The 25,900-nt window shown below is 59.5% G+C and carries 22 protein-coding genes; 20 read left to right on the forward strand and 2 right to left on the reverse strand.

Annotated features, from left to right (window positions below):
• Positions 1-9: 9 nt before the first annotated feature.
• From tldD to topA, 3 genes are all read left to right on the forward strand, one after another.
• Positions 10-1,431 (forward strand): metalloprotease TldD, encoded by a 1,422-nt coding sequence (tldD, locus tag TRM7557_RS02150; RefSeq protein WP_058288560.1) that lies wholly within the window; start codon positions 10-12, stop codon positions 1,429-1,431.
• Positions 1,432-1,824: 393 nt separating this feature from the next.
• A complete protein-coding gene (gene dprA / locus TRM7557_RS02155) occupies positions 1,825-2,973 on the forward strand; it encodes a DNA-processing protein DprA (RefSeq protein WP_058288561.1) in 1,149 nt (382 codons plus the stop codon).
• A gap of 199 nt (positions 2,974-3,172) precedes the next feature.
• Positions 3,173-5,839, forward strand: coding sequence for a type I DNA topoisomerase (gene topA, locus TRM7557_RS02160; protein ID WP_058288562.1), 2,667 nt, complete (start codon positions 3,173-3,175; stop codon positions 5,837-5,839).
• Positions 5,840-5,843: 4 nt separating this feature from the next.
• Here topA and TRM7557_RS02165 read toward each other — a convergent pair whose 3' ends face one another.
• Entirely contained in the window at positions 5,844-6,932 is a 1,089-nt protein-coding gene (locus TRM7557_RS02165; protein WP_058288563.1) for a Hint domain-containing protein, read from the reverse strand.
• A gap of 199 nt (positions 6,933-7,131) precedes the next feature.
• Here TRM7557_RS02165 and TRM7557_RS02170 point away from each other — a divergent pair, with 199 nt between their 5' ends.
• Positions 7,132-7,845 carry a CoA transferase subunit A gene (locus TRM7557_RS02170; protein WP_058288564.1) on the forward strand — a complete coding sequence of 238 codons (714 nt, stop codon included), beginning with the start codon at positions 7,132-7,134 and terminating at the stop codon, positions 7,843-7,845.
• A gap of 3 nt (positions 7,846-7,848) precedes the next feature.
• Entirely contained in the window at positions 7,849-8,475 is a 627-nt protein-coding gene (locus TRM7557_RS02175; protein ID WP_058288565.1) for a 3-oxoacid CoA-transferase subunit B, read from the forward strand.
• 192 nt (positions 8,476-8,667) lie between these two features.
• Here TRM7557_RS02175 and TRM7557_RS02180 read toward each other — a convergent pair whose 3' ends face one another.
• The gene (locus TRM7557_RS02180) at positions 8,668-9,567 is read right to left on the reverse strand and encodes a lytic transglycosylase domain-containing protein (RefSeq protein ID WP_082626483.1); all 900 of its coding nucleotides are present in this window, start codon (positions 9,565-9,567) and stop codon (positions 8,668-8,670) included.
• 508 nt (positions 9,568-10,075) lie between these two features.
• Between TRM7557_RS02180 and TRM7557_RS02185 the strand changes: the two genes are divergently transcribed.
• The 15 genes from TRM7557_RS02185 (at position 10,076) to pdeM (ending at position 25,883) form a co-directional block, all read left to right on the forward strand.
• Complete coding sequence (locus TRM7557_RS02185; protein ID WP_058288567.1) at positions 10,076-10,267, forward strand: hypothetical protein; 192 nt, start codon at positions 10,076-10,078, stop codon at positions 10,265-10,267.
• 261 nt (positions 10,268-10,528) lie between these two features.
• Positions 10,529-10,705, forward strand: coding sequence for a hypothetical protein (locus tag TRM7557_RS19690; protein WP_165592400.1), 177 nt, complete (start codon positions 10,529-10,531; stop codon positions 10,703-10,705).
• A gap of 105 nt (positions 10,706-10,810) precedes the next feature.
• Positions 10,811-11,671, forward strand: a complete 861-nt coding sequence (gene cpaB / locus TRM7557_RS02190) for a Flp pilus assembly protein CpaB (RefSeq protein WP_058288568.1) — start codon at positions 10,811-10,813, stop codon at positions 11,669-11,671.
• 299 nt (positions 11,672-11,970) lie between these two features.
• On the forward strand, positions 11,971-13,389 hold the full coding sequence (locus TRM7557_RS02195; protein ID WP_058288569.1) for a type II and III secretion system protein family protein: 1,419 nt from the start codon (positions 11,971-11,973) through the stop codon (positions 13,387-13,389).
• Between the two features lie 24 nt (positions 13,390-13,413).
• Complete coding sequence (locus TRM7557_RS02200; protein WP_058288570.1) at positions 13,414-14,046, forward strand: OmpA family protein; 633 nt, start codon at positions 13,414-13,416, stop codon at positions 14,044-14,046.
• A 295-nt stretch (positions 14,047-14,341) separates the two neighbouring features.
• Complete coding sequence (locus tag TRM7557_RS02205; RefSeq protein WP_058288571.1) at positions 14,342-15,592, forward strand: AAA family ATPase; 1,251 nt, start codon at positions 14,342-14,344, stop codon at positions 15,590-15,592.
• A gap of 84 nt (positions 15,593-15,676) precedes the next feature.
• The gene (locus TRM7557_RS02210) at positions 15,677-17,113 is read left to right on the forward strand and encodes a CpaF family protein (protein WP_058288572.1); all 1,437 of its coding nucleotides are present in this window, start codon (positions 15,677-15,679) and stop codon (positions 17,111-17,113) included.
• On the forward strand, positions 17,113-18,081 hold the full coding sequence (locus tag TRM7557_RS02215; protein WP_058288573.1) for a type II secretion system F family protein: 969 nt from the start codon (positions 17,113-17,115) through the stop codon (positions 18,079-18,081). The genes TRM7557_RS02210 and TRM7557_RS02215 overlap by 1 nt, the downstream gene beginning before the upstream one ends.
• 12 nt (positions 18,082-18,093) lie before the next feature.
• Positions 18,094-19,068 (forward strand): type II secretion system F family protein, encoded by a 975-nt coding sequence (locus tag TRM7557_RS02220; protein WP_058288574.1) that lies wholly within the window; start codon positions 18,094-18,096, stop codon positions 19,066-19,068.
• A gap of 87 nt (positions 19,069-19,155) precedes the next feature.
• Positions 19,156-19,782, forward strand: a complete 627-nt coding sequence (locus TRM7557_RS02225) for a tetratricopeptide repeat protein (RefSeq protein ID WP_058288575.1) — start codon at positions 19,156-19,158, stop codon at positions 19,780-19,782.
• Between the two features lie 38 nt (positions 19,783-19,820).
• Complete coding sequence (locus TRM7557_RS02230) at positions 19,821-20,672, forward strand: tetratricopeptide repeat protein (RefSeq protein WP_058288576.1); 852 nt, start codon at positions 19,821-19,823, stop codon at positions 20,670-20,672.
• Positions 20,673-20,687: 15 nt separating this feature from the next.
• A complete protein-coding gene (locus TRM7557_RS02235) occupies positions 20,688-21,185 on the forward strand; it encodes a prepilin peptidase (protein ID WP_058288918.1) in 498 nt (165 codons plus the stop codon).
• A gap of 125 nt (positions 21,186-21,310) precedes the next feature.
• The gene (locus TRM7557_RS02240) at positions 21,311-22,618 is read left to right on the forward strand and encodes a hypothetical protein (protein WP_058288577.1); all 1,308 of its coding nucleotides are present in this window, start codon (positions 21,311-21,313) and stop codon (positions 22,616-22,618) included.
• Positions 22,619-22,791: 173 nt separating this feature from the next.
• A complete protein-coding gene (locus TRM7557_RS02245; protein WP_058288578.1) occupies positions 22,792-25,218 on the forward strand; it encodes a ligase-associated DNA damage response DEXH box helicase in 2,427 nt (808 codons plus the stop codon).
• Positions 25,215-25,883: a ligase-associated DNA damage response endonuclease PdeM gene (pdeM, locus tag TRM7557_RS02250; protein WP_207382616.1), complete on the forward strand. Its 669-nt coding sequence runs from the start codon at positions 25,215-25,217 to the stop codon at positions 25,881-25,883. Before TRM7557_RS02245 ends, pdeM begins: the two co-directional genes overlap by 4 nt.
• Positions 25,884-25,900: the final 17 nt, after the last annotated feature.

The raw sequence follows: 25,900 nt of genomic DNA on the forward strand, positions 1-25,900 counted from the left end.
TCCCGCCACATGGACGATTCCACATTCTCTCCCTTTGAGACCACGCTACCCGAAGATGAGGCGCTGCCTATCCTTCGGCAGGCGCTAAACGGCGCAAATGACGGAGAAATATTTGTGGAGCGCCGAAAATCCGAGGCGCTGGTGCTCGACGATGGCCGGGTCAAATCCGCCAGTTTCGACGCCGCCGAAGGATTCGGCCTGCGCGCGGTCAAAGATGATGTGGCAGGCTATGCCCATTCCACCACGCTTTCGATCGAAGCCTTGCGGCGCGCGGGTGAAACTGCGCGGCTTGCGGTGGGCGATGGCGGCGGCACGATGGCGCCTGCGCCAAAGCCAACCAATCGCAAGCTCTACACCGATCAGGACCCCATCGCAGCCCAAAGCTTCCCGGTGAAGGTAGAAACCCTGCGCGAGATCGACGCCTTTGCCCGAGGTCTTGATTCGCGGGTGGTGCAGGTTTCAGCCACACTGGCGGCCTCGATCCAGGAAATCGAGATCCTGCGCGCCGATGGCGTGCGGGTGCGGGATGTCCGCCCCATGACCCGCCTGAATGTCTCCGTGATCGTCGATGATCAGGGCCGCCGTGAAAGCGGCAGCGCTGGGGGCGGCGGGCGCGTGGGCTTGGATGGGCTGATCGCGCCGCAGGACTGGCAAGCCAAGGCCCGCGAGGCCCTGCGCATCGCGCTGGTGAACCTCGAAGCGGAACCTGCCCCCGCCGGCGAAATGGATGTGGTGCTTGGGCCGGGCTGGCCCGGCATCCTGCTGCACGAAGCGATTGGTCACGGGTTGGAGGGTGATTTCAACCGTAAAGGCTCTTCTGCTTTTGCCGGTCTCATGGGACAGCGCATTGCCGCGCCCGGCGTCACCGTTCTGGACGACGGCACCATTCCTGACCGTCGTGGTTCGATCACGGTGGATGACGAAGGCACGCCCAGCCAGAAAACCACCCTGATCGAGGATGGCATTCTTGTGGGCTTCATGCAGGACCGCCAGAACGCGCGCCTGATGGGTGTCGACAGCACCGGCAATGGCCGCCGCCAAAGCTACGCCCATGCGCCCATGCCGCGCATGACCAACACATATATGTTAGGTGGCAATGCGGATCCGGCCGATCTGGTGCGTGATATCAAGGACGGCATCTGGGCCGTCGGCTTTGGCGGCGGTCAGGTCGATATTACCAATGGCAAGTTCGTCTTCTCCTGCACCGAGGCCTACCGCGTCAAAGACGGCAAAGTTGGCGCACCGGTCAAAGGCGCAACGCTGATTGGCGATGGGGCCACGGCGCTGAACCAGATCCGTGCGCTTGGCAATGACATGGCGCTGGATCCGGGCATGGGCAATTGCGGCAAACAGGGGCAATGGGTGCCCGTCGGCGTTGGTCAGCCCAGTGTTTTGATGGGCGGCCTGACCGTGGGCGGGTCTGCCACCTAAAGGACATCGGGGACTCATCACTTTGTCTCCGTCAGCAGGGCGAGTCGCAGGCGACTCGCCCTTTTTCTTGAAGCGGGCAAGTGCCCTGCCCTGTGACGCGATTTACCAATTATCCCCAGAAACTTCGCGCAAATCCGGTCTCTATAGACATATTTATTAACCAAAGCACGACTCAAAAAACGCTGCCCCACCGCTGCGCTGCGCCTTTCAGCCCCCCGTTACCCCCATAAAAACAAGGGCTCTTGGCCCAAATAACGCCCGACTTCGGAGAATCGCCGCGCCGCAGATCCTGATAAACGAGATAGTGAAAAATCTTGGCAAACTGTCCTTAGATTCACCACCTGTTAACCCCTTTGGCGGTAAACATTGTCTTGCAACAAGGTGGAGCATCGGATGACCGGAGAAGCACATTCTTCCTATCACCCCCCACTCCCACCCACCACGGAAGATCAAAGGTATTCATGGCTCCGCCTGTTGCGCTCCCGAAGAATCGGGGTCTCGACCTTTTACCGGCTGATGGCCGAGTATGGGACAGCACAGAATGTGCTGGATGCACTGCCCAAAGTGGCAGCCGAAGCAGGTGTCAAAGGGTACAAAACGTGCCCGGAAGCAATTCTTGATGCCGAAATCGCCAAAGCAAAAGCCGCCAAAGCGCGGCTTTTGTGCTTTGGGGATCCGGACTACCCTCCTCTTCTCATGCAGTTAAAAACCGCCCCGCCTGTCCTCTGGGCTGTGGGCGATCTGAGCCTACTGCACCGTTCTGCGATTGCTATGGTGGGTGCACGCAATGCTTCCTCGCTTGGCCTGCGAATGGCGCGTGCTCTGGCACGGGATCTGGGCGAACTGGGGCAGGTTGTAACATCAGGACTTGCGCGCGGCATTGACGCAGCAGCGCATCAAGCCTGTGTCGACACCGGCACAATCGCCGTTCTGGGCGGCGGTGTGGATGTGGTCTACCCATCAGAAAATGCCGACCTTGCCGCTGAAATCCGGGAGAAAGGTCTGCTCTTGTCGGAACAACCCATGGGCCTGGCCCCTCAGGCGCGGCATTTCCCCGCCCGCAACCGCATAATTGCAGGGCTCAGCGCGGCTACGGTGGTGGTCGAAGCCGCCGCCAAATCTGGCAGCCTGATCACCGCGCGCGATGCGCTGGATATGGGGCGCGACGTGCTTGCGGTTCCTGGCCACCCCATGGATGCGCGCGCCTCTGGTTGCAATATTCTGATCCGGGAAGGGGCCACACTGGTGCGCGATGCCCGCGATGTGGTCGACGCCCTGCCCGCCCCCCAACAACCGCGCCCGCCGCTGGGCCGCAAACCCGCGCTTGCGGATCTCCCCCCCCAGCCCGAGCGCCGGAGCCTGCGTGAAACCGCCGCCCTGCATGGCACGATCCTGTCCCGCACCGCCCCCTCTCCGACGCCGCAACATCATATTGTCGCGGACAGCACAACAGACCCGCGCGCAGCACTGCGTGCCCTGACCGAGCTTGAGATGGGCGACGACATTGATCGCGCGGAGGACGGCACAATCCGCCGCAAATGAAAGTGAATGTTCCCGCCATCGCCCCTGTTTTCGCGCCCGGCCTCTGTCCCCAGTCCCAAGGTTTAAGCGCTGAAAATACCACCAATTCCTGCGAAGTCTTGGTCAAGAGATGTGTCAATGATTGACATTCTCCCCTTGCACGCCACATTTCCCAAGCCTTAGAACGCACTGAATCTGTCACGAAAGGTGCCCAGTCCGAATGCCCGTTGTTGTCGTCGAATCCCCGGCAAAAGCCAAAACCATCAATAAGTATCTGGGGAAAAACTACACAGTTCTCGCCTCTTACGGACACGTGCGCGACCTGCCCCGCAAGGATGGCTCGGTCCAGCCGGACGACGATTTTGCCATGACCTGGGAGGTCGGCAATGACAGTAAGAAACACGTCCGTGCCATTGCTGACGCCCTAAAAGACGATGATGCACTGATTCTCGCGACTGACCCTGATCGCGAAGGAGAAGCAATCAGCTGGCATTTGCAGGAAGCGCTGACCAAGCGTCGCGCGATCAAAAAATCCACAGCCGTGAGCCGCGTGACCTTTAACGCGATCACCAAAGAGGCGGTGACGCAGGCGATGCAAAACCCGCGCGATGTCGACATGCCGCTGGTAGAGGCCTACCTCGCCCGACGTGCGCTCGACTATCTCGTGGGCTTCAATCTGTCGCCGGTTCTGTGGCGGAAACTGCCTGGCGCACGCTCTGCTGGGCGTGTGCAATCCGTCTGCCTGCGCCTGATCGTGGAACGCGAGATGGAGATCGAAGCGTTCAATCCAGTCGAGTACTGGTCGGTGAAGGCGCAGATGACGACCCCGCGAGGTCAGGATTTTGAGGCCCGCCTGACGGTTCTGGGGGGCGAAAAGCTGGACAAATTCAGCCTCGCCAACTCCACCGCTGCCGAACTGGCCGTGCAGGCGGTGGCGTCCCGCGCCTATTCCGCGATCTCCGTGGAGGCCAAACCCGCCGCCCGCAACCCGTCTGCGCCGTTTATGACCTCGACCCTGCAGCAGGAAGCCTCGCGCAAGTTTGGCATGGGCGCGCGTCAATGTATGAACGCCGCCCAGCGCCTCTATGAGGCAGGTCTCATTACATATATGCGGACCGACGGCATCGACATGGCGCCCGAAGCCGTGACCGAAGCACGCGCAGAGATCGCCACCCGTTATGGCCCGGAATATGTCCCGAGCGAGCCGCGCGTTTATAAAAACAAAGCCAAGAACGCGCAGGAAGCGCACGAATGTATCCGCCCAACCGACATGAGCCGCGACGCGGCGAGCCTGAAGGTGTCGGAAGACGATCAGCGCAAGCTTTATGATCTGATCTGGAAGCGGACGCTGGCCTGTCAGATGGAAGGCGCCCGTCTGGAGCGCACCACGGTTGACCTTGGCTCGGACGACAAACAGGTCGTTCTGCGCGCCACAGGGCAAGTGGTGCTGTTCGACGGCTTTATGCGTGTCTATGAAGAAGGCCGCGATGATGTGGTGGACGAGGACGACAAGCGCCTGCCCCAGATCATGCAGGGCGATGCGGTAAAATTTGCAGGCGGTCTGGCCGCGCAAGCCGAAAAGGCTGGCAAGGACGCCTGTGTGCTGTCTGAAAATGCTGCGGTTCTCAGCCTGCAGCACCACACCCAACCGCCGCCGCGCTATACCGAGGCAACGTTGGTGAAACGGATGGAGGAGCTCGGCATTGGGCGTCCTTCCACCTATGCCTCTGTTATTACAACGATTCAGGACCGCGAATACGTCCGCAAGGACAAGAATCGCCTGTTCCCCGAAGAACGCGGGCGGATCGTGACGATCTTCCTTCTGAACTTCTTCCGCACCTATGTCGGCTACGAGTTCACCGCGAATCTTGAAAATCAGCTGGATGATGTCTCGGCCGGGGATCGCGATTACAAAGAGCTGCTTGGGAATTTCTGGCGCGACTTCCACGCCGCGATTGCTGAAACCTCCGACCTGCGGATTTCCGAGGTTCTGGATGTTCTGGACGACGCACTTGCGCCGCAGCTGTACCCGCCGCGCGAAGATGGCTCTGACCCGCGGATCTGCCCGAAATGCGGCACCGGTCAGCTGCACCTCAAGACCTCGCGCACCGGTGGGTTTGTCGGCTGCGGCAACTACCCCGAGTGTAACTACACCCGCCCGATCGCCGGTGAAGGCGCCGAGGGCGAAGAGAAGCTTTTGGGCGAAGACGGCGGTGATGAGATCTGGCTGAAAGACGGCCGCTATGGTCCTTACGTTCAGCGCGGTGAAGCCACACCCGAGAACAAAAAGCCCAAGCGTTCCTCTCTGCCCGCCCCCCGCAATGGTGGCTGGGCCAAGGAAGAAACCACGTTGGACAAGGCCGTGCAGCTGCTGTCGCTGCCGCGCAATGTGGGCGACCACCCCGAAGGCGGGCGCATCTCGGCCAACCTTGGCCGTTTTGGCCCATACCTGATGCACAAGCTGCCCGGCGATGAAAAACCCGTCTACGTCAGCCTGAAACAATGGACCGAAATGTTCGAGGTCGGCATGAACCACGCGGTGGAGATGCTGGCGGACAAACGTGCCAATCCGGGCCGGGGCCGGTCTGCGGCGAAGGCGCTGAAAGAGCTGGGCGAACACCCCAGCGAAGGCGGCGCGGTGCAGATTATGGATGGCCGTTACGGGCCTTACGTCAAATGGGGCAAGGTCAATGCGACCCTGCCCAAGGACGTGGAACCGGCCAATGTGACCATGGACCAGGCGGTTGCCCTGATCGCCGAGAAAGCGCCAAAGAAGAAAGCGCCTGCAAAAAAGAAGGCGCCTGCCAAGAAAACCGCCGCCAAGAAAACCACGACGAAGAAAACTGCAACCAAGACACCCACGAAAGAAGCCGGCGCAGAGGAATAGCGCCTCAGGCAGGGATCAGCAGGGTCAGCCCCTGCCCCACAAGTGGTTTTTGATTGCGAAGGTGCCGTGCAACGCATTTTCTGGCCCGTGCCCCATTGATTTGGGCGCGGGCCATTTCGTAGGGCGCAAGCTGTGTGATCTTTTGCGCAATGGTCTGCCTGTCCCCTTCGTGAAGCGCGCGAAGCGACAGGGGCGTAGGCAGAAAACTCTCAACGGCGGCATCCTCGGCCCAAAGGATTTCGTGGCGGGGGAGAAGAATGTGCCAGTAGGTCAATGTCTGCCCTGTGCCCGCCTGCGTGACGCCGGGCAGATCCAGCAGGTCTTTGGCGGCGACCAAAACCTGTCGTGCACCAAACATACGTTCCGCGATTGTCGACTCGATCACCACCCGATGTTGACGGGACACAGACAAAGGCGCGCGCGGAGATCCCTCCCCCAGAGCCCCATTCGCGATCACGACCGGTGCTTCACGACCCTGTGCCGTGACGCAGCGGCTGCCAACCCATATCACCGGCTGCGCACCGTGATCCAACGTCGCGACCAGATCGCCGGGGCGCAATACCTCTACCGGGGTTTCACCTTGGGGTGTCTTTATATTTGTACCTTCCGCAAAACAGACCAAAAAGGCCTCAGCCTCGCGCGGGGTGGTCAGCCCCACAAAGTCGTCGTCATAAAGGCTGTCGATCGTGATGGACCGGATATAGCCGTCATCCAAAACGCCCGGCCCGCCCGTCGGTGGCATCACAAAAAGACGCCCCAACTCGTCCTGAGCCAGAACAAGTGTCGTTGTGGTCGAGGACCCATCTGTAAAATGGACGGTCGCATTATAGATTAGAGCCGAATCCAGGGCAGACCCAGTGCCACCATAGGTCAGGTCTTCCCCCAATTGGCCGTTGTCGTTTGAACGGGTCTTATTGTCATTGTCGGCATCTTCCAGCTCGACCTCACCGATTTTGTCCCACAAAGGATCGCCCAACCCGCCAAACGTGGTGCCCAGCAATGTGCTGGCCTGCTCCACCGTCCAGTTGGTTTCATTTGTGTCAAGCTCGGCTGTGATGCCAAGATAAATGGCGTCTACGATCTGGGTTGGCATCTCAACGGGACCACAAAAAACAAACTCTGACCAGAACAGCTGAAATTTCTAAGGAAATTCTTAGCCTTTGCGTTTTTTTGCGCTTTGCGCGCAAGGGCTGCGCAATTTCCGTAGAAATACGCAAAACGCAGCACATTCGTTGACGTGCCCCCCCGTCTCCGTGGCAGATTGACGTCAAGGCATTGGAGAGGAGATTTCCATGAAAAAAACCTATGGCTCAGCCGCCGAGGCGCTCGACGGGCTGCTTCATGACGGCATGTTCATCGCGGCAGGCGGCTTTGGCCTCTGCGGCATTCCTGAATTGCTGCTGGATGCGATCAAAGACGCAGGCACCAAGGATCTGACTTTCGCGTCCAATAACGCTGGCGTGGACGACTTTGGCATCGGCATCCTGCTGCAAACCCGTCAGGTCAAGAAGATGATCTCGTCCTATGTGGGCGAAAACGCGGAATTCATGCGCCAGTATCTGAGCGGCGAATTGGAACTCGAGTTTAACCCCCAAGGCACACTGGCCGAGCGCATGCGCGCAGGCGGCGCAGGCATCCCCGGCTTCTTCACCAAAACCGGCGTCGGCACCGTCATCGCCGAGGGCAAGATGGAGAAACAGTTCCCCACAGGCCCCGATGGCGCGATGGAGGACTACATCATGGAAGAAGGCATCTTTGCCGATCTGGCCATTGTGAAGGCCTGGAAAGCCGATGAAACCGGCAATCTGGTGTTCCGCAAAACCGCGCGCAACTTCAATGTGCCTGCGGCGACCTGTGGCAAGATCTGCGTCGCCGAGGTCGAGGAAATCGTGCCCACGGGCAGCCTTGACCCGGATGCGATCCACCTGCCCGGCATCTATGTGCACCGGATCATCCAGGGCGATCATGAAAAGCGCATTGAACAGCGCACCGTACGGGAGGCCTAATCCATGTGGGATCGTAACCAAATGGCGGCCCGCGCCGCACAGGAACTGCAAGACGGCTGGTATGTGAACCTCGGCATTGGTATTCCGACGCTGGTCTCGAACTACATCCCCGAAGGGATCGAGGTCACCTTGCAGTCGGAAAACGGTATGCTGGGCATGGGGCCTTTCCCGATTGACGGCGAAGAGGACGCTGACCTGATCAATGCAGGCAAGCAGACCATCACCGAACTGCCGCAAACCGCTTATTTCGACAGCGCACAATCCTTTGCGATGATCCGTGGCGGCAAGATCGCCATGGCAATTCTGGGCGCAATGGAAGTGGCCGAAAACGGTGACCTTGCAAACTGGATGATCCCCGGCAAGCTGGTCAAAGGTATGGGCGGCGCAATGGATCTGGTCGCAGGTGTCGGCCGCGTGGTGGTGGTCATGGACCACACCAACAAACACGGCGTCTCCAAGCTGCTGAAAGAATGCACCCTGCCGCTGACGGGCAAAGGCGTGGTGGACCGGATCATCACGAACCTTGGGGTTCTCGATGTGGTCGAAGGCGGCCTCAAAATCGTTGAGCTCGCCGACGGTGTGACCGAATCCGATCTGCGCGCAGCGACCGAGGCGACGCTGGTCGATTAATCAGGCTTGCCCTTGTGCCAGCCCATGTGACTGCCCATGTGCCTGACTAAGTGCCCGCACATTGCGGTTGTTTCACATGGATCATGACACGTCAGACACAGACGGGGGCGCCGAACCAAAGGTTCGGCGCCCCCGCTGTCGGATCGCGGCAGCGATCCGAAACCTCACGCTCCGGCACCTGCGGCAGGGCCGTCAGTTCATACTGTGGAAAATGCACCCGTCCGAAATCATGATCGGTGGAGTCCGACAGAGACTGCGCGCCATCTGATAGGCCGCCAGCACTTTGGGCACATAGTCCCGCGTCTCCGTATAGGGCGGCACCCCGTCATGATCGCGCACGGCACCAGGGCCCGCATTATAGGCCGCCGCAACCAGCATCGGGTCACCTCCGTACAGGGCCATCAGCTGGTCGATGAACCGCACGCCACCTGCAATGTTGTCCTTTGGGGTAAAAGGGTCCGTGACCCCATGTTCGACTGCTGTTTCGGGCATCAGTTGCATAAGCCCCTGCGCCCCTGCACTGCTTACAGCATCCGCCCGTCCCGAGGATTCCACCGCGATCACCGCCAGGACCCAGGCTGGCGACACCTGCGTACCCAGGGTGCCCGTCAGAATATCAATGCCGTATGCATTCACAATGTCCTGCATCTGCTGCAGTCGCGGGGCTGTGACCTCGGGATGAGCGGCGATCACCTCTAGCGCAGTCTCCAGCCGCCCGGCGCTTGCTGCCTCCAATGCTGGCGAGACCTCTTCCCAAAACCATGCGAAGCGCGCCTCTTGCGGCACGGGTGTCGCTGCGGTGCTGTCTGTTTCTTCTGCGGGCGGATCGTCGCTCTCTGTCCGTCTCGACAAACGCGCCGCCTGTTCCGCAGGATCAATCTGAATAGTGATCAACCGCCCGCTGCCGGGTTTTGGTGGGCGGATACGTTTAGCGGTGAAATCATCATACTTGGAGGCTGCCTCGGCTGGGGCTGCATCTTGTGCGGCCAGAGGCTCAGCCGTGAGCGCAAGCACCGTGGCACAAACACAGACGCCGCTCCACCAGATCCTGTCCGCCCAAGACCCAGCCCGTTGTGGCGATCGAGGCGCCATCGCATGCGAGTCGTCTTTCGTAGTGGCAAACAGCGCTTCAGCACGATTCCCCGCCCGATTCTGGGCATCTGACCGTAAATTCGCGTGTATTTGGCCGCAAAGGGACAGGAATCCGGGCAAGAGCGCGGATGGAATCCCACTTAACTCTGTTTTTTTGCCCATTTTACCCTGCCTTGCCTCAACTCCAGTTTAGGAAAGTTCTAACGAAACGCCCACAAATGAGCAGGGAATCTGTCAAAATCGCCTCATTTCCCACCATTGCGTGGCAGACTTGCTGCGTGAAACAGGCATCAAATCACTGATTACTTAATAAATTCAAAATCCTAACCGGTCGGTAATTCATTTTTAAGATTTTCAGCCCTTTTCCCCCATTCGGCCCCAATCCTGCCACGCTGCACCGTCAAAACTAACTCATCCAAGACGGGCAGCCACCAAGCAGGTGAGAGAGCAGGTGGCACAGATGCTCAAAGGGATGAAACTTTTTATCGATCCTCAGGAGGGACGAACTATGATCAAATTCATCAAAAACTTCCGCAAAGACGACTCTGGCGCCGTGACCGTTGACTGGGTTGTTCTGACCGCTGCTATCGTTGCGCTGACTGTTGCAGTCTTCACTTCCATCCAGACTTCCACAACCGGCCTGACCTCCACCGCGGCATCCAACGTGACCACCGGTGTTGCGGCTCCGACCGTACCCTAAGTTTACCGTGGCTTCTGTGGCAGCTGGTTTCAGCGCCTCAGAGGTTGTGTAATCTTGCTCCGGGCCGGGACCGCCTGGCCTGGAGTTTCTTTACAAGTGATCTGCCCCCCCCCCAAATGAACGGGGCCACAGGTACTGCTCGTTAGATCCGGGTCGACAGTTCCGATCTGACAGTTCCGGTGTGACATTCCCCACCTGGCACCGGCAGTTTGGTAGCTGAACTTTTGACTGAGCCCGCAGGGAGCCCCAAGGAGCAATGTGATGAAACGCCTGAAACACTTTCTGGCCGATGACCAAGGAGCAGTAACCGTCGATTGGGTGGTGCTTGTCGCTGCCGGAGTCGCGCTGACCCTTGCTTTGCTGAATGCGTATGGCACCTCCATGGGCAGCTTGGCGACAAACATCTTCAACAATATGAACCTGAGCCTCTTTAGCTGATCCATCTGGCTGTTCCTCGGAGCAGCCTTTCGGATTTTCTGCCAAACACGCCTGGCGCTAACCCGCCCTGTCTCAGGGCCCAAAAGATCAAACGGAGGCAACCTTATGCGAGCGGTATTTGGTCTCGTCCTTATTGCTGGTATCGCCCTCGCGGGCGGCGCGGTGATGATGGCAAAGAATTATATTGAAGCTTACCAGCAGGCTTTGGCCGATGAACGGGCCAAGGGCGTCAACTATGTGCCGACCGTCCCGGTTTTCGTCGCGACGAAGGCGCTGAAATATGGTGAACGCCTCACGGAAGAGGACGTAAAAACAGTTTCTTGGCCCGAAACCGCCCTTCCCGAGGGGGCGTTTGTTTCAGCGGATGTATTGTTCCCGAAGGCCACAGGTGACCAGACCCGCCACATCCTGCGCGCAATGGAACCCGGCGAGCCGCTTTTGAAAGTGAAACTGTCCGAACCCGGTCAGGGCGCGGGTCTGACCTCGCTTCTTAAAACCGGTATGCGAGCCGCCGCCATCAAGGTCGATGTGGCCTCTGGCGTTTCCGGCTTCTTGCGCCCCGGCGACCGCGTAGATGTCTATTGGACCGGCAATATGGTTGATGCCGAAGGGCGCCGTGCCGGTGAAGTGACCCGCCTTATCCTGTCGAGCATCGAATTGATCGCCGTAGACCAAACTGCGGGCCACGACGTCAGCGCAACAACCATTGCACGCACCGTGACCATCACCGGAACACGCGACGACGTGGGCATCCTGCAGCACGGCCAGGCCACCGGCCGACTGTCTTTGTCGCTTGTTGGCGCCGGGGATACCACCGTGGGCACGATCGAAGACGTCGACCAGCGCCGACTGCTGGGTCTTGCCGCTCTGGAGGTTGAACAGGCGCAGGAAAAAGAGCGCGTCTGCACAATTCGCAACCGCCGTGGCGCCGAGGTGGTCGAGGTTCCGATCGCTTGCCGCGACTAGCGATCGAACAGATCACACCAGTTCACAAAAAGGCCGCCCCAACTGCTTTTGGTTGGGGTGGCGTCCTGCATCTTCAGCTGCGCCCCAAGCCCAACGGCCCCCTGGCTGCCCCCCTGGTTTTCCCCGGCACAGGTCTGACAAAAGACCGGCAACTTTCCCCGTGTTGCCCCGCCTCCACATCAAAGACGCCTGAAAACCCATTGATTATTGCAATGTAATCGGAAGTAGCGCAGGGTGTTGACAAAAATCGGGGCAACTCAGACCCCAAAGAAAATTTCGTGATCGGAGAGGCAGGTCACATGGTATTTAGAAGTTTCGTTGCAGCGGCTCTGACTGGCCTTGCAGTTTTGGGGGCGTCTGTTCCTCAGAGTGTACAGGCCAATGGGCTCAAAATCGTCAAACAAGGCACCAACGCAAAGCTAGAGGTGCCGATGAACCGCGCTGTCGTGGTGGAATCGGAACAGCCTTTTGCTGAGCTGAGCATTGCCAATCCTGGCATTGCGGACATTTCGTCCCTGTCGGACCGGTCGATCTATGTTCTGGGCAAATCGCCGGGGCTGACCACGCTGACACTGTTGGACGGCTCTGGCCGGCTGATCACCAATGTCGACGTCCGTGTGGCCGCTGATGTCAGCGAGTTCAAAGAACGTCTGCGCCAGATCCTCCCCAATGAAAAAATCGAGGTGCGCACCGCAAACGACGGCATTGTGCTGTCGGGGACCGTTTCAAGCGCCGCGCGGATGCAGCGCGCGCTGGATCTTGCCTCGCGTTATGCGCCGGATCGTGTGTCCAACCTGATGAGTGTCGGCGGCGTGCAGCAGGTCATGCTGAAAGTGCGTTTTGCGGAAATGCAGCGCAATGTCTCCAAACAACTGGGCACCTCGCTTGCGTTTCTGGGCAGTGACTCCGCCGGGGAGACCAATGGTTTCCTTGTGGATGGCAACAATCTGAACCTAAGCTTTGGCAACTCGAACTCTACTGAGCGCGGCTATGCCACAGCAGAGAACACCTTTGGTGCAGCCCTTTTTGGCTTTGACATCGGCAATGTGGCACTTGGCGTCGTTCTCGAGGCGATGGAACAAAAGGGCCTTGTCAGAATGCTGGCAGAGCCGAACCTCTCTGCCCTGTCGGGCCAAGAGGCCTCTTTCCTTGCAGGTGGCGAATACCCGGTGCCCGTGGCGCAGGAAGACGGTGTTATCACCATTGAATTCAAACCCTTTGGTGTTGAGCTGGACTTTATCCCCCGGGTTGTGGACGGCGATCTGATCAATCTCGAAATGCAGGCCTCTGTCTCTGCAATTGACCCGACTGTGACCTTTGAATCCGGTGGCCTGATCATTAATGGTTTCTCGCGTCGCGCGACGGAAACCACGGTCGAACTGCGTGACGGCGAAAGCTTTGCCATTGCCGGTCTGATCGAAGACGACTTCCTCGACAATGCCGCGCAAGTGCCGTGGCTGGGGGATGTCCCGATCCTGGGCACCCTATTCCGCAGCGCCGATTTCGAACGCCGTCAAAGCGAACTGGTGATCATCGTCTCGGCCCATCTGGTCAGCCCAACCCGCGGTGATGTCTATGCCCTGCCTACAGATCGCATCCGCCCACCGAGCGAGCGTGACCTGTTCCTTCTGGGCAAGACCGAGCGCACCCAGCGTGGCGCGGCCGGTGAAGTTGCAAAGCAGGACTTCAATGGCTCTTACGGCTATATTCTTGACTAACCCGCAGGCAGGATGGTGACGCGCATGTTGAAACAATCGGCCCTGATTTTAAGCCTCGCAGCCGTAACAGGCGCTTGCGCCTACAAGGAGGCCGGAGAGCCGCTGGACACGCGCTACTTCGGCAGCGCCACCCATGAAAACGCAGCGATCATCTCTGGTGACCTGAGCTACACGGTGCAACTGGCAAACCGATTTGCCTCCGAGGTGCCCAGCACCATCACCTTCGACTTTGACAGCGCCCGTCTGGACGAAAGCGCGCGTCTGGTGCTCGACCAGCAGGCGGGCTGGATCAAACAGTTCCCTGAGGTGCGGTTCAAAGTGTTTGGTCACACCGATGCGGTCGGCTCTGAGCGCTATAACAAGTCGCTGGGTCTGCGCCGGGCGCGGGCTGCTGTGAATTATCTTGTGCGTCATGGGATCAGCCGCAAGCGTCTGGAAGCTGTCGTCTCTTTTGGCGAAACGCAGCCGCTTGTCCTGACCGACCAGCGCGAACGCCGCAACCGCCGCACAGTGACCGAAGTGTCGGGCTTTGTGCAATCGCGCGTCAATTCGCTGGACGGGCGCTATGCAGAGATCATTTACCGCGACTATGTGGAAAGCGCTGTTGCAGAACGCACCCTGACCCACGAATCGGCGATCGAAGCCTCGCTCGATTAACCGCCACACCGCAAAAACGGTTTCAAAAGGCTCCCACCCTGGGGGCCTTTTTGCTGTCCGGGCGACAGAAACTGTCGGCGACGCCCCCTTTGGGCACCGTTCGGTCAGACCACATTAGGATTCCGTTAGGTATGTTTAACATTCCAAACAATTGGGGCTTTTTAGCCCAAATCTTGCCCAGATTGGGAACGAAGCTCTGATCAAGGGGCGCCGTGTACCTTGTGGTGGGGGCGGCACCGGTCCGATTGAGCGCAGTTTCGCGGCTCCGTCGGGCGAGATTTAAGGATACTGGCGTATGAGTACTGCGGCTTCGCAACAAGAGACACCGCCGATCGTGGCCTGCACGATCTGCCGGGACGTACAGAATTTCGACCTCCTGATCGAGGATATGGAAACCGCCATGGGTGAAGCCTGGGGGGATCTTGATTTCACCGAGGCGCTGGCGTTCTTCTACCAGCCCGAAGCCGAGGCCGTGGAATTTGTGGCCCTGGCGATGGAAAGCGCCGATGAGGACAATCTGGACCTCATGGGCGAAATCATCACCCAGGCCAAATCTCGCAATATCAAAGTCATCCTGGTGGCCGAAGATGTCACCCCCGCGGCGCTGCACAAGCTGCTGCGTCTGGGCGCAGATGAGTTCATTCCCTATCCGCTGCCCGAGCACGAACTGGCCGCCGCAATTGAGCGTCTGCGCGCTCAAAACCCGGTCGCACCGGAAACCCCGGCCGCATCGGCCGCAAACAGCCCCAAACTGCATGCCGACAGCCGCCGCGAGGGCGCTGTGATTGTGACCCACGGCATGGCCGGTGGCACAGGTGCCACCACCTTTGCGGTGAACCTTGCCTGGGAACTGGCGCAGCTCTCCGAAGGAGACACGCCGTCGGTCTGCCTTCTGGATCTTGATCTTCAGCACGGCTCTGTGTCGACCTACCTCGACCTGCCCCGCCGCGACGCGGTGATGGAAATGCTGAGTGAAACCGAAGTCATGGACGAAGACATCTTTGGCGGCTCGCTTGTGACCTATCAGGACCGCCTGCAGGTCCTGACCGCCCCGGCCGATATGGTGCCACTGGAATTCATCACCCCCGAAGACATCCTGCGGGTGGTGGAGATGGCGCGCAGTCACTTTGATTTTGTGGTGATTGACCTGCCTCACACCTTGGTTCAATGGACCGAAACCGTGCTGAATATGGCCCATGTCTATTTCGCGCTGGTGGAGCTTGATATGCGCTCGGCGCAGAACACGCTGCGGATGAAACGGGCGCTCCAGTCCGAAGATCTGCCCTTTGACAAGCTGCGCTTCCTGCTGAACCGCGCGCCGAAGTTCACCGATCTCAATGGCAAAAGCCGCGTCAAACGCATGGCAGAAAGCCTTGGGATCGCCCTGGATATTCAGCTGCCCGATGGCGGCAAACCAGTGTTGCAAAGCTGTGACCATGGCCAGCCTCTTGCCACGTCGGCACCAAAGAACCCGTTGCGCAAGGAAATCGCCAAGCTCGCCAAGAGCCTGCACGAATTGGGCGCCAGCGAAGCCAAAGCCGCCTAAGCAAACTGTGACGCAAAACGGCTAACTGCCGCCGCAAAGACAGCGATACGCCGCGCGCGGCACCTGTGGATCTGGGATTAGACGATGTTTTCGAAGTACAAGAAACAAAGTGCACCAACAGCAGCCGCGGCTGCCCCTGCCCCGCGTGCGGCTTCTACGGCAGAACCCGCCAAGACCGTCTTGCGCCGTCCTTCCCCGCGTGTTGCCGCAAAAGCTTCGCCGGATGATCGCGACCGCAAGCGCAAAGAGCGCCTGGGTGAAATCAAGATCGAAATGCACCGCGAGCTGCTGGAGAACCTGAACCTCAGCGCCCTGGAAAATGCCGCCGAAGCAGAGCTGCGCAACGAGATTTCAGCCATTGCGGCCGAAATCCTGAATGAGCGCAATATTGTTCTCAACCGCGAAGACCGCACGCAGCTGAACAAAGAACTTTATGACGAGGTCCGCGGCCTTGGCCCGCTGGAGACCCTGCTGCAGGACGACACGGTTTCGGATATTCTGGTCAACGGGCCGCAACAGATCTTTATTGAACGCAGCGGTAAGCTCGAGCTGTCGGACGTCACCTTCAAAGATGAAAAGCACCTGATGCGGATCATCGACAAAATCGTGTCGGCCGTGGGTCGGCGTGTTGATGAATCCAACCCCTATGTGGACGCCCGCCTGGCGGACGGGTCCCGCTTTAACGCCATGGTGCCGCCGATTGCGGTCGATGGCTCGCTGGTCTCTATTCGTAAGTTCAAAAAGGACAAGCTTCAGATCGACGATCTGGTGAATTTTGGCGCCTTTACCGAAGAGATGGCCGCCTATTTGCAGGCTGCTGTGTCCACCCGCCTGAATGTGATTGTCTCGGGCGGTACCGGTTCAGGTAAAACCACCACGCTCAATGCGCTGTCGTCTTTCATCGACAACTCAGAACGGATCCTGACGATCGAGGATACCGCCGAACTGCAGCTGCAACAGACCCATGTGGGCCGTATGGAGAGCCGCCCGCCCAACGTTGAGGGCAAAGGCGAGGTTTCGCCCCGCGACTGTCTGAAAAACGCCCTGCGGATGCGCCCTGACCGCATTATCGTCGGCGAGACCCGCGGCGAAGAAGTGATCGACATGCTGCAGGCGATGAACACCGGCCACGATGGGTCGATGACCACGATCCACGCCAACTCGGCCCGCGACGGGATTTCCCGTCTGGAGAACATGATCGCGATGGCTGGTATTGAGATGCCGATCAAAGCAGTGCGCAGCCAGATTTCCTCGGCGGTGAACCTGATCGTGCAGGCCTCGCGCCTGCAGGATGGCTCACGCCGCATGACCTCGATCACCGAAATTACCGGGATGGAAGGCGATGTGATTTCCATGCAGGAGATCTTTCGCTTCCAGCGCGTGGGCCTGACGCCCGACAACAAGATCATTGGCCATTTTACCGCCACCGGCGTGCGCTCTAACTTCTCAGAACGCTTCCGCCTGTGGGGATATGACCTGCCTGCCTCGATCTACGAGCCGACGATTATGGAGCCGCGCTGATGAATATCGGGATGGAACCTGTCATCTACGGCCTGATTTTTGTCGGCGTCGTGGCGCTGGTCGAAGGCATCTATCTGGTGACCTTTGGCAAATCGATCAGCCTCAACAGCCGGGTCAACCGTCGTCTTGAGATGCTGGAAAAAGGCGGCCAGCGCGAACAGGTGCTGGAACAGCTGCGCAAAGAGATGCAACAGCACCTCAGCTCGCAGAAGATCCCGCTTTATTCGCTGCTGGCCGAAAAGGCGCAGAAAGCGGCAATCGCGTTTTCGCCAAAACAACTGATGATGCTAATGGTCGGCCTAGGCACGGCTGCCTTTATTGTTCTGAGTGTGGCCACCCAGACGCCCCTGCCCGTGCGGATTTTGGGCGGCATTATCATTGGCGTCGGTGCGATCTATTTCTGGGTCAATTCCAAAGCCAAAAAACGCATGGCCATGCTGGAAGAACAGCTGCCTGATGGCGTCGAACTGATGGTGCGGTCCTTGCGCGTCGGCCACCCGTTTTCCTCGGCCATTCAGATGGTGGCCAAAGAAGTCGAAGACCCGCTGGCCACCGAATTTGGCATTATCGCCGATGAATGCGCCTATGGCCGCGATGTCGGCGAAGCGCTCGAGGATATGGCGAACCGTCTGGACCTGCAGGATTTGCGCTTCCTCACGGTGGCGGTGTCCATTCAGCAGAAATCGGGTGGTAACCTGGCCGAAGTACTGGCCGGCCTGGCCAAAGTGATCCGCGCCCGTTTCCGCCTGTTTCGCCGCGTCAAAGCCATCACCGCCGAGGCCCAGTGGTCGGGCAAGTTCCTGTCGGGCTTCCCGTTGGTGTGCCTTGGCTTCATCCTGTTTAACGATCCGGGCTATTATGACTCTGTCATTGATCACCCCTATTTTATTCCGGCCTGTTTTCTTGTCGGGGCCATGCTGACGGCAAACCTGATCGTTATGCGCATTCTCACCAACATTAAGGTCTAAAGGGGCAAGCACATGAATCCAGTGACCTTTATTCACGACCTTCTGGTGTCCCAGCTTGGCGAATTCGGCCCCCTTATGGTGGTTGGCTTCCTTGGCCTTGTGCTGATCGTGCTGGCAGTTCCGCTGCTTCTCAATCAACCGGAAGATCCGCTGAAAAAGCTGCAGCGTCAGGTGCAGGATGAAACCCGCCCAAAGTCCACACAGGCGCGGTTGCGCAATACGGACCGCAACGAGCAGCTGCAGAAATTTGCCTCTTTCCTGGAGCCTCAGGACGCTGAAGAGCTGTCCGCAATGGAACTGAAACTGCGTCAGGCGGGATATCGCTCCCGCGACGCCGTGCGCGTGTTCCACTTTGCACAGTTTGCACTTGGCCTGATCGGGCTCGTGGCAGGTCTTGCCTTTGTTTATGTGTTGAATGCAGGCTATGAGTTCACCACACAGCAGATCATTATTCGCATTCTGGGCCCGGGCGGTGCGGGTTATATGCTGCCCAAATACTGGGTGACCCGCCGGGTGACGGAACGACGTGGAAAGATCGCCGATGCGTTCCCTGATTCCCTCGACATGATGCTGGTCTGTGTGGAAGCGGGCCAATCGCTCGACCAGGCGATTGTGCGCGTCGCGGCAGAGCTTCGGACGTCTTTCCCGGAACTTGCGGAAGAATACCAAATCGTCGCGCAGGAACTGAAAGCCGGTAAAGACAAAGACCGTGTTCTGCGCGACATGGGCACCCGCTGTGGCGTGCAGGATATCTCGTCTTTTGTCACCGTGATGATCCAGTCCTCGACATTTGGTACCTCGATCGCCGAAGCGCTGCGGGTTTATGCCGGGGAAATGCGGGACAAACGGGTGATGCGCGCCGAAGAGGCCGCAAACAAGTTGCCTGTTAAAATGACTCTTGCCACAATGGGGCTGACGGTTCCGCCCTTGCTGATCATTCTCGTCGGCCCCTCTGCCGAGGTGATTTCCAAACTGGGCGACATGTAATTCCCGCGCCGCCCTCAGCCGATCCGGGGGACAAAGCCCGCGTAAGTCGGGTCGGCATTTTTCGGGCAGGAGATGGAGCACAGGATCATGCCAGTTCCAAGAAGCCGCCATTACGCGCGGCTTTTTCCCTTTGTTTTGGGTATTTGCGCAGTCGCCCTTGGTGCAGGCTGCGATGCCATTTCGACATCTTCGCATGATCCAGACAGCCCTCATGCACCCGGTGTTGACCTGCGCAAGGATGCTGTCAGCGGGCTAGAAGTAGGTCACCGGCTGATGGCTGCCGGAGAATACGAGCTGGCGCTGGATGCCTTTACCCGCGCCTATCTGGAAGAGGGCCCCAAGCCCGAAGTGTTTTCATCCTTGGGCAGTGCCAATCTGTCGCTGGGCCGACTGGGCCAAGCCGAAGACCTTCTGCGCCGCGCGGTGGACATGGAACCCGATTGGCCCGAAGCGCTGAACAACCTTGGCCTTGCGCTGCTGCAACAGGGCAAAGCCGCTGAGGCCGAGCAATACCTGCGCCGGGCCTATGCGTTGGACAATGGCGAAAGTGACGCAATCCGTGATAATTTGCGCCGCGCCCTCGAAATGCTTGAAAATTCCGATCATACTGACGCCGACGGCACAGCGTATAATCTGGTGCAATATGGAGGCGGGGTATACCGCATCCAGAGCGCAACAGGGGCCAGCGCACAAGAGGCCGAGCAGCAACCCTAGGCCCGAAACGAGGCCAGAGCAGTAAAGGACGCAGGAACATGCGCCACGTCTTATCTATTTCCGCCGCGCTTGCGGCCGTCGTCACCCTGTCTGCCTGTTCCGAATCCGCTGATGACAGTGTGGAACGCGCGTTGCAGCAGACTGTGAATGTGGTTGATGAGAGCGATCTCAACGACGTGATCCTGAACTCTGCTGATCCCAACGAAGCGGTGCGCTATTTCCAGCGATCCTTGGGTGAAACCCCCGACCGCATCGACCTGCAGCGCGGGCTGGCGCATTCTCTGGTGCGTGCGAAACGCTTTGCCGAAGGGAAACTGGCCTGGCAACGCACAGTTGCGATGAAGGGCGTGACCAACGAGGACCGGGTCAATCTGGCCGATGCGCTGATCCGCACAAACGACTGGGCCGAAGCCAAGACCGTGCTGGATCAGGTGCCCCCGACCTATGAAACCTTCAAACGCTACCGTCTTGAAGCGGTTGTTGCCGACAGCAACAAAGACTGGAAACGCGCCGACAGCTTCTATGAAACCGCTGTTGGCTTGACCACCACACCCGGTAGCATCTTCAACAATTGGGGCTATTCCAAGCTGACCCGCGGCGACTATAGCGAAGCAGAGCGCCTGTTTGGCGAAGCCCTGCGTCAGCAGCCCGACCTTTTTACTGCCAAAAACAACCTGATCCTGGCCCGAGGCGCACAGCGCAACTACACACTGCCGGTGCTGCGGATGAACCAGACCGAACGGGCGCAGCTTCTGTACACGCTGGCGCTGTCGGCGGTGAAACAGGGCGACACCAATATCGGCGAAGGCCTGCTGCGCGAGGCGGTGGACACCCATCCGCAGCATTTCGAGGCCGCAGCTCAGGCGCTTCAGGCGCTCGAACAAGGCTAAGGCTTCAGGCATATGATCCATCTGCATTCTGAAACCGCGCTGTGGTTCCTGCCCTTTGTGCTGCCGTTTTGCGCAGCCACAGCGTTTTGCGATCTGGCGATGATGCGCATTCCAAACTGGATCAACTACGGCCTTGCAGCGGTTTTTGTGAGTGTCGGGCTGGTCGCGATGCCGACCTGGGCCGATTACGGCTGGCATTTCCTCCAGCTGCCAATTGGGATCGCCTTTGGCATGTTCTGTTTCTATGGCGGCCTGATGGGCGGGGGCGATGCCAAGTTCATTGGTGCTGCCGCGCCTTTTGTGGCCTTTGGCGATCTGGCTCTGATGGCGATTGTCTTCTCGGCCACTTTGCTTGGCGGTTACGCCACACATCGCTTTGCGAAATACACCCCCCTGCGCCAGCTCGCCCCAGACTGGAAAAGCTGGAACGTGGGCTATAAATTCCCGATGGGCTTCTGTCTTGGCGGCAGCCTTGTGGCTTACCTTGGACTGGCGGTGGCCTTTGGCCAGTAGGCTCCCGCTGCGCCATTTCCCCAATTGCGCCCCCCTTCTGCCACAGTGCTGAATAAGCTGTTGCCTGAGCTTTCGCCTCGCGCTGATCCCGCGCGCGGGCACACAACAGATGACAGGCCACCCCGATGAACATGCAACCCCAGCCGATCATTGCCCCGCCGCCGCCGCGTGGGCTGTCCGAGATGCAGCTGCCGCTGGTGATGATGCGGGATATCCTGCTAAAAACCCTGTTTCGCAAGAACCTTGCCATCGTCACCGATATCGCTGAGGCGATCTGCCTGCCTGTTTCGATCACCCAAGAGCTGGTGGATATGGCCCGCGGACAGAAACTGCTGGAGGCGACGGGTACGCTCAATGCCAATTCCGGCAATGAAATGGGCTATCAGCTGACCGATGCGGGCAAAGCGCGCGCGCTGGATGCGCTGGCGCAGTCCGAATACTTCGGCGCGATGCCCGTGCCGCTGGCTGTCTACCGCGAACAGGTCAAACGCCAGTCGATCCGCAATATTATGGTGACGCGCCAGCAGCTGACCGGAGCGATGGGGCATCTGGTCCTGCCCGACACTCTGCTGGATCAACTTGGCCCGGCGGTTAGCGCCGGTCGATCCATTCTGATGTATGGCCCACCGGGCAACGGTAAATCTTCGATCTCGAACGGCATTCGCGACGCGCTTGGCGACCATGTCTTTGTGCCCCGCGCATTGGAATATGCCGGGCAGGTGATCACGGTTTATGACCCGATTGTCCACAATGCCCTGCCCGAACCAGAGCAGGACCCCAATTCCCTGCGCAAACACCGCCCCTATGACGAACGCTATGTGCGTTGTGAACGCCCGACGGTTATCACCGGGGGGGAATTGTCGCTGGATATGCTTGATCTGGTGTATAACCCAACCGCGCGCACCTATCAGGCCTCGCTGCAGCTGAAATCCACCGGCGGCATCTTCATTGTCGACGACCTTGGCCGCCAGAAGGAACCCCCGCAGTCACTGGTGAACCGCTGGATTGTTCCGCTGGAAGAAAGCCGGGATATCCTTGCCCTGCAATCGGGCGAAAAATTCGAAGTGCCCTTTGACACGCTGGTGATCTTCTCCACCAACTTCCACCCCAACGAGATCTTTGACCAAGCGGCCCTGCGCCGGATCTTTTTCAAGATCAAGATCGACGGTCCGAACCAGGAAAACTTCCTGAAGATCTTTGCCATGGTGGCCCGCAAAAAAGGCCTGCCGCTCGACGAGGCAGCACTGATCCATCTGTTGAAGGTGAAATACCCGACGATCGACAATATCTATGCGAATTACCAGCCGGTGTTCCTGATCGACCAGATGATCGCCATCTGCGAATTTGAAGGCATCCCCTATCAGATGAGCCCCGACCTGATTGACCGCGCCTGGGCCAACATGTTCGTCAAAGACGAGCATATCGTGAAGTAGACCACCGCGCGCCAGCCGCAGGCGCTCCCGCCCGTCGTTCCATCATCAAAGAGGATGTCCTCCCGTTGGGCGTGGCACCGCGCTGGCGCGCGGTGCAGGCGCATTTGGATCGCGTGTGCGCAATTCGACGCTTTTCGTTTTCCGGCACGACCCAGTTGGACTAAACAGGGAACATGGTGGCGATTCCCGACGCGATTCAAAGCTGGTTTTCATCCCGAGGCTGGTCCCCTCACCCGCATCAGCTAGACATGCTGGCGCGGACCAAAGAGCCTTCGACTTTGCTGATTGCCCCCACCGGCGGCGGCAAGACCATGGCCGGGTTCCTGCCCTCCTTATGCGAACTGGCTGATGGAACACACGAGGGGCTACACACGCTTTATGTCTCACCATTGAAGGCTTTGGCTGCGGACATCAAACGCAACCTATCCGGCCCCGTGGCGGAAATGGGCCTGCCCATCCGCATTGAGGACCGCACGGGCGATACCTCGGCCTACAAAAAACGCCGCCAACGCGGCGACCCGCCACATATCCTACTGACCACCCCCGAGAGCCTGGCGCTGCTGACGTCCTACCCAGATGCGCCACGCATATTTCAGGGACTGCGCAGGGTGATTGTGGACGAAATTCACGCGCTGGCCGAAAGCAAACGCGGCGCGCAGTTGATGTTGGCCCTCGGTCGGCTGCAAACCCTATGTCCCGATCTGCGGCGTGTGGGCCTGTCTGCAACAGTCGACGATCCCGAGGCCATTGCACGAACGCTCGCCCGGCACCCCGACCCCTGCCCGATCCTGATGGCCGATCCCGGTCCCGCGCCAGACATCACAATGCTCGACCTGCCCGAAGCCCCCCCCTGGGCGGGCGGCGGCGCTGCACATGCCATCCCCGAAGTCCTGCGCCAGATCAAAACCCACAACACCACGCTGATTTTCCACAACACCCGCGCGCAGGCGGAAATCTTCTTTCACCGGCTGTGGCTCGCCAACGAAGATGCCCTGCCGATTGGTATCCACCATGGTGCATTAGACCGCGCGCAGCGTGAAAAGGTTGAGGCAGCCATGGTCGCAGGGCAATTGCGCGCCGTGGTCTGCACCGGGTCGCTCGATCTGGGGATCGACTGGGGCGACGTCGATCTGGTGATCCAGATCGGCGCGCCGAAAAACGTCAAGCGACTGGTCCAACGCATTGGCCGCGCGAACCACCGCTATAACGCCCCCTCCAAGGCGCTCTTGGTGCCCGCAAACCGGTTTGAGGTGGTCGAATGCCGCGCGGCTCTCGAAGCGGTCGCAGCCGGGGATCTGGACGGTGACGCCCTGCCCCCCGGCCCGCGCGACGTTCTGTGCCAACATATTCTGATCACCGCCTGCACCGGTCCGTTTGAAGCGGAAGCACTGTTTCACGAAATCCGCACGGTGGGGGCCTATACCAATCTGAGCCGCGCGGACTTCGACGCCTGCCTCGATTTCTGTGCCACCGGTGGTTATGCGCTCAAAGCCTATGATCAATGGCGGCGGCTGTTGCGGCGCCCGGATGGGCTTTACCAGCTGCGCGATCCCCGTGCGGCGGCCCGCATCCGCATGAACCTTGGCACCATTCAGGACACGGATACGCTGAAGGTGCGCTACAAGAACAGCCGTGGTGGCGCGCCATTGGGAGAGATCGAGGAAGGCTTTGCCGCAACTCTGGTCCCCGGTGATACGTTCCTGATTGCCGGCAAGGTGGTCGCCTATGAGGGGCTACGCGAAATGGTCGTGCAGGTCAGCCGCAACGCTGCAAAGAAACCAAAAGTCGCCACCTTCAACGGTACCAAGTTCGCCACCTCAACGCAGCTGAGCAGCCGGATCCTGCGCATACTGAAACAAGACAGCTGGCCCGATCTGCCTGCCCACACGGCTGACTGGCTGGCACTGCAACGGGAGATGTCGCAAATGCCGCGGCGCGGGCGGCTGCTGGTCGAAAGCTTCCCGCTTGATGGGCGCGAATACATCTGTGCCTATGGCTTTGCGGGACGCAATGCCCAGCAGACGCTCGGCCTGCTCCTGACCAAACGGATGGAAGAACTGGGCCTTGATCCGCTGGGGTTTGTGGCCAGTGATTATGCGACCCTGATCTGGGGGCTTGAGCCGGTTCTGGATCCTGCGGGGCTGTTCGACATTGCCAATCTGCGCGACGGACTGGACGGCTGGCTTGGCGAAAACGCAGTGATGAAACGAACCTTCCGCGCGGTGGCGACCATCGCGGGACTGATCGAACGCAACACGCCGGGGGCGCGCAAATCCGGGCGACAGGCGACGTTTTCTTCAGACATCCTTTATGACACGCTGCGCAAATACGACCCGGAACACGTGCTGATGCAGATCACCCGCGAAGAAGCCCTGCGGGGGCTGGTGGATTTTGGGCGCATCGAAGAATTGGCGGCGCGCATCGAAGGTCGCGTTGACCTCCTGCGCCTGCCGCGTGTGACCCCGCTCGCTGCGCCATTACTGCTCGAGGTTGGCAAAGTGCCAATCAAAGGCGCCGGTGTAGAGCGGCTCCTGGAGCGCGAAACCCAAGCGCTGATGCAGCAATCGGGCCTTGGCATGCTGGATGAGGCAACGGGATAATGGGTTTCGATTTCACCTTTCACGGCGCGCAACTGACAGCGCTCGGACACCGCGCAGTGTGGTGGGCCTCGCAGCGCACGCTTGTGGTCTCGGACCTGCATCTGGGCAAATCGGAACGGCACGCACGGCGCGGCGGCGCGGCGCTGCCCCCCTATGAAGGGCGCGATACACTAGAGCGGCTTCGCGCGCTGACCGACCGCCTGGACCCCAGCACCGTTATTTGTCTTGGCGACAGCTTTGACGATGATAGGGCCGCAGGCGCATTGATCACAGAGGAACGCGAATTACTTGCGGCTCTCCCAAAGGGTCGGCGTTGGGTCTGGATCGAAGGCAACCACGATCCCTCCCCACCTGCTTTTGGCGGAGAGGCCCTGTCCAAGCTGACCCTTGGCCCGCTCACCTTCCGGCATATTGCAACAGACCAATCGGGCGAGGTCAGCGGCCATTACCACCCCAAAGTGGTTGTCCGGCATCAAAGCCGCCCCGCCTTTCTGGTGGACCGGGACAGGCTGATCCTTCCGGCCTTTGGCACTTATACCGGAGGATTGCGGGCAACCGACCCGGTGCTGCAGGATCTTATGCGGCCCGACGCCATCGCAATCCTCTGCGGTCCCCGCGCCCTGCCCTGCCCCATGCCCCGCATAAAACCACACGCTCGGCGCTAGGCAGCTTCGCAAACAGC

It is taken from the genome of Tritonibacter multivorans, assembly GCF_001458415.1.
In the GTDB taxonomy this organism is placed as follows: Bacteria; Pseudomonadota; Alphaproteobacteria; order Rhodobacterales; family Rhodobacteraceae; genus Epibacterium; species Epibacterium multivorans.

Excerpts from the sequence above, each read along its gene's own strand:
- dprA (WP_058288561.1), top strand. The coding sequence starts at position 1,825 with ATGACCGGAGAAGCACATTCTTCCTATCACCCCCCACTCCCACCCACC.
- TRM7557_RS02240 (WP_058288577.1), top strand. The coding sequence starts at position 21,311 with ATGAACATGCAACCCCAGCCGATCATTGCCCCGCCGCCGCCGCGTGGG.
- tldD (WP_058288560.1), top strand. The coding sequence starts at position 10 with ATGGACGATTCCACATTCTCTCCCTTTGAGACCACGCTACCCGAAGAT.
- TRM7557_RS02230 (WP_058288576.1), top strand. The coding sequence starts at position 19,821 with ATGCGCCACGTCTTATCTATTTCCGCCGCGCTTGCGGCCGTCGTCACC.
- TRM7557_RS02220 (WP_058288574.1), top strand. The coding sequence starts at position 18,094 with ATGAATCCAGTGACCTTTATTCACGACCTTCTGGTGTCCCAGCTTGGC.
- TRM7557_RS02215 (WP_058288573.1), top strand. The coding sequence starts at position 17,113 with ATGAATATCGGGATGGAACCTGTCATCTACGGCCTGATTTTTGTCGGC.
- TRM7557_RS02165 (WP_058288563.1), bottom strand. The coding sequence starts at position 6,932 with ATGCCAACCCAGATCGTAGACGCCATTTATCTTGGCATCACAGCCGAG.
- TRM7557_RS02175 (WP_058288565.1), top strand. The coding sequence starts at position 7,849 with ATGTGGGATCGTAACCAAATGGCGGCCCGCGCCGCACAGGAACTGCAA.
- TRM7557_RS02185 (WP_058288567.1), top strand. The coding sequence starts at position 10,076 with ATGATCAAATTCATCAAAAACTTCCGCAAAGACGACTCTGGCGCCGTG.
- TRM7557_RS02210 (WP_058288572.1), top strand. The coding sequence starts at position 15,677 with ATGTTTTCGAAGTACAAGAAACAAAGTGCACCAACAGCAGCCGCGGCT.
- TRM7557_RS02180 (WP_082626483.1), bottom strand. The coding sequence starts at position 9,567 with ATGGCGCCTCGATCGCCACAACGGGCTGGGTCTTGGGCGGACAGGATC.
- TRM7557_RS02205 (WP_058288571.1), top strand. The coding sequence starts at position 14,342 with ATGAGTACTGCGGCTTCGCAACAAGAGACACCGCCGATCGTGGCCTGC.
- TRM7557_RS02200 (WP_058288570.1), top strand. The coding sequence starts at position 13,414 with ATGTTGAAACAATCGGCCCTGATTTTAAGCCTCGCAGCCGTAACAGGC.
- topA (WP_058288562.1), top strand. The coding sequence starts at position 3,173 with ATGCCCGTTGTTGTCGTCGAATCCCCGGCAAAAGCCAAAACCATCAAT.
- TRM7557_RS19690 (WP_165592400.1), top strand. The coding sequence starts at position 10,529 with ATGAAACGCCTGAAACACTTTCTGGCCGATGACCAAGGAGCAGTAACC.
- TRM7557_RS02170 (WP_058288564.1), top strand. The coding sequence starts at position 7,132 with ATGAAAAAAACCTATGGCTCAGCCGCCGAGGCGCTCGACGGGCTGCTT.
- TRM7557_RS02225 (WP_058288575.1), top strand. The coding sequence starts at position 19,156 with ATGCCAGTTCCAAGAAGCCGCCATTACGCGCGGCTTTTTCCCTTTGTT.
- cpaB (WP_058288568.1), top strand. The coding sequence starts at position 10,811 with ATGCGAGCGGTATTTGGTCTCGTCCTTATTGCTGGTATCGCCCTCGCG.
- TRM7557_RS02245 (WP_058288578.1), top strand. The coding sequence starts at position 22,792 with ATGGTGGCGATTCCCGACGCGATTCAAAGCTGGTTTTCATCCCGAGGC.
- TRM7557_RS02195 (WP_058288569.1), top strand. The coding sequence starts at position 11,971 with ATGGTATTTAGAAGTTTCGTTGCAGCGGCTCTGACTGGCCTTGCAGTT.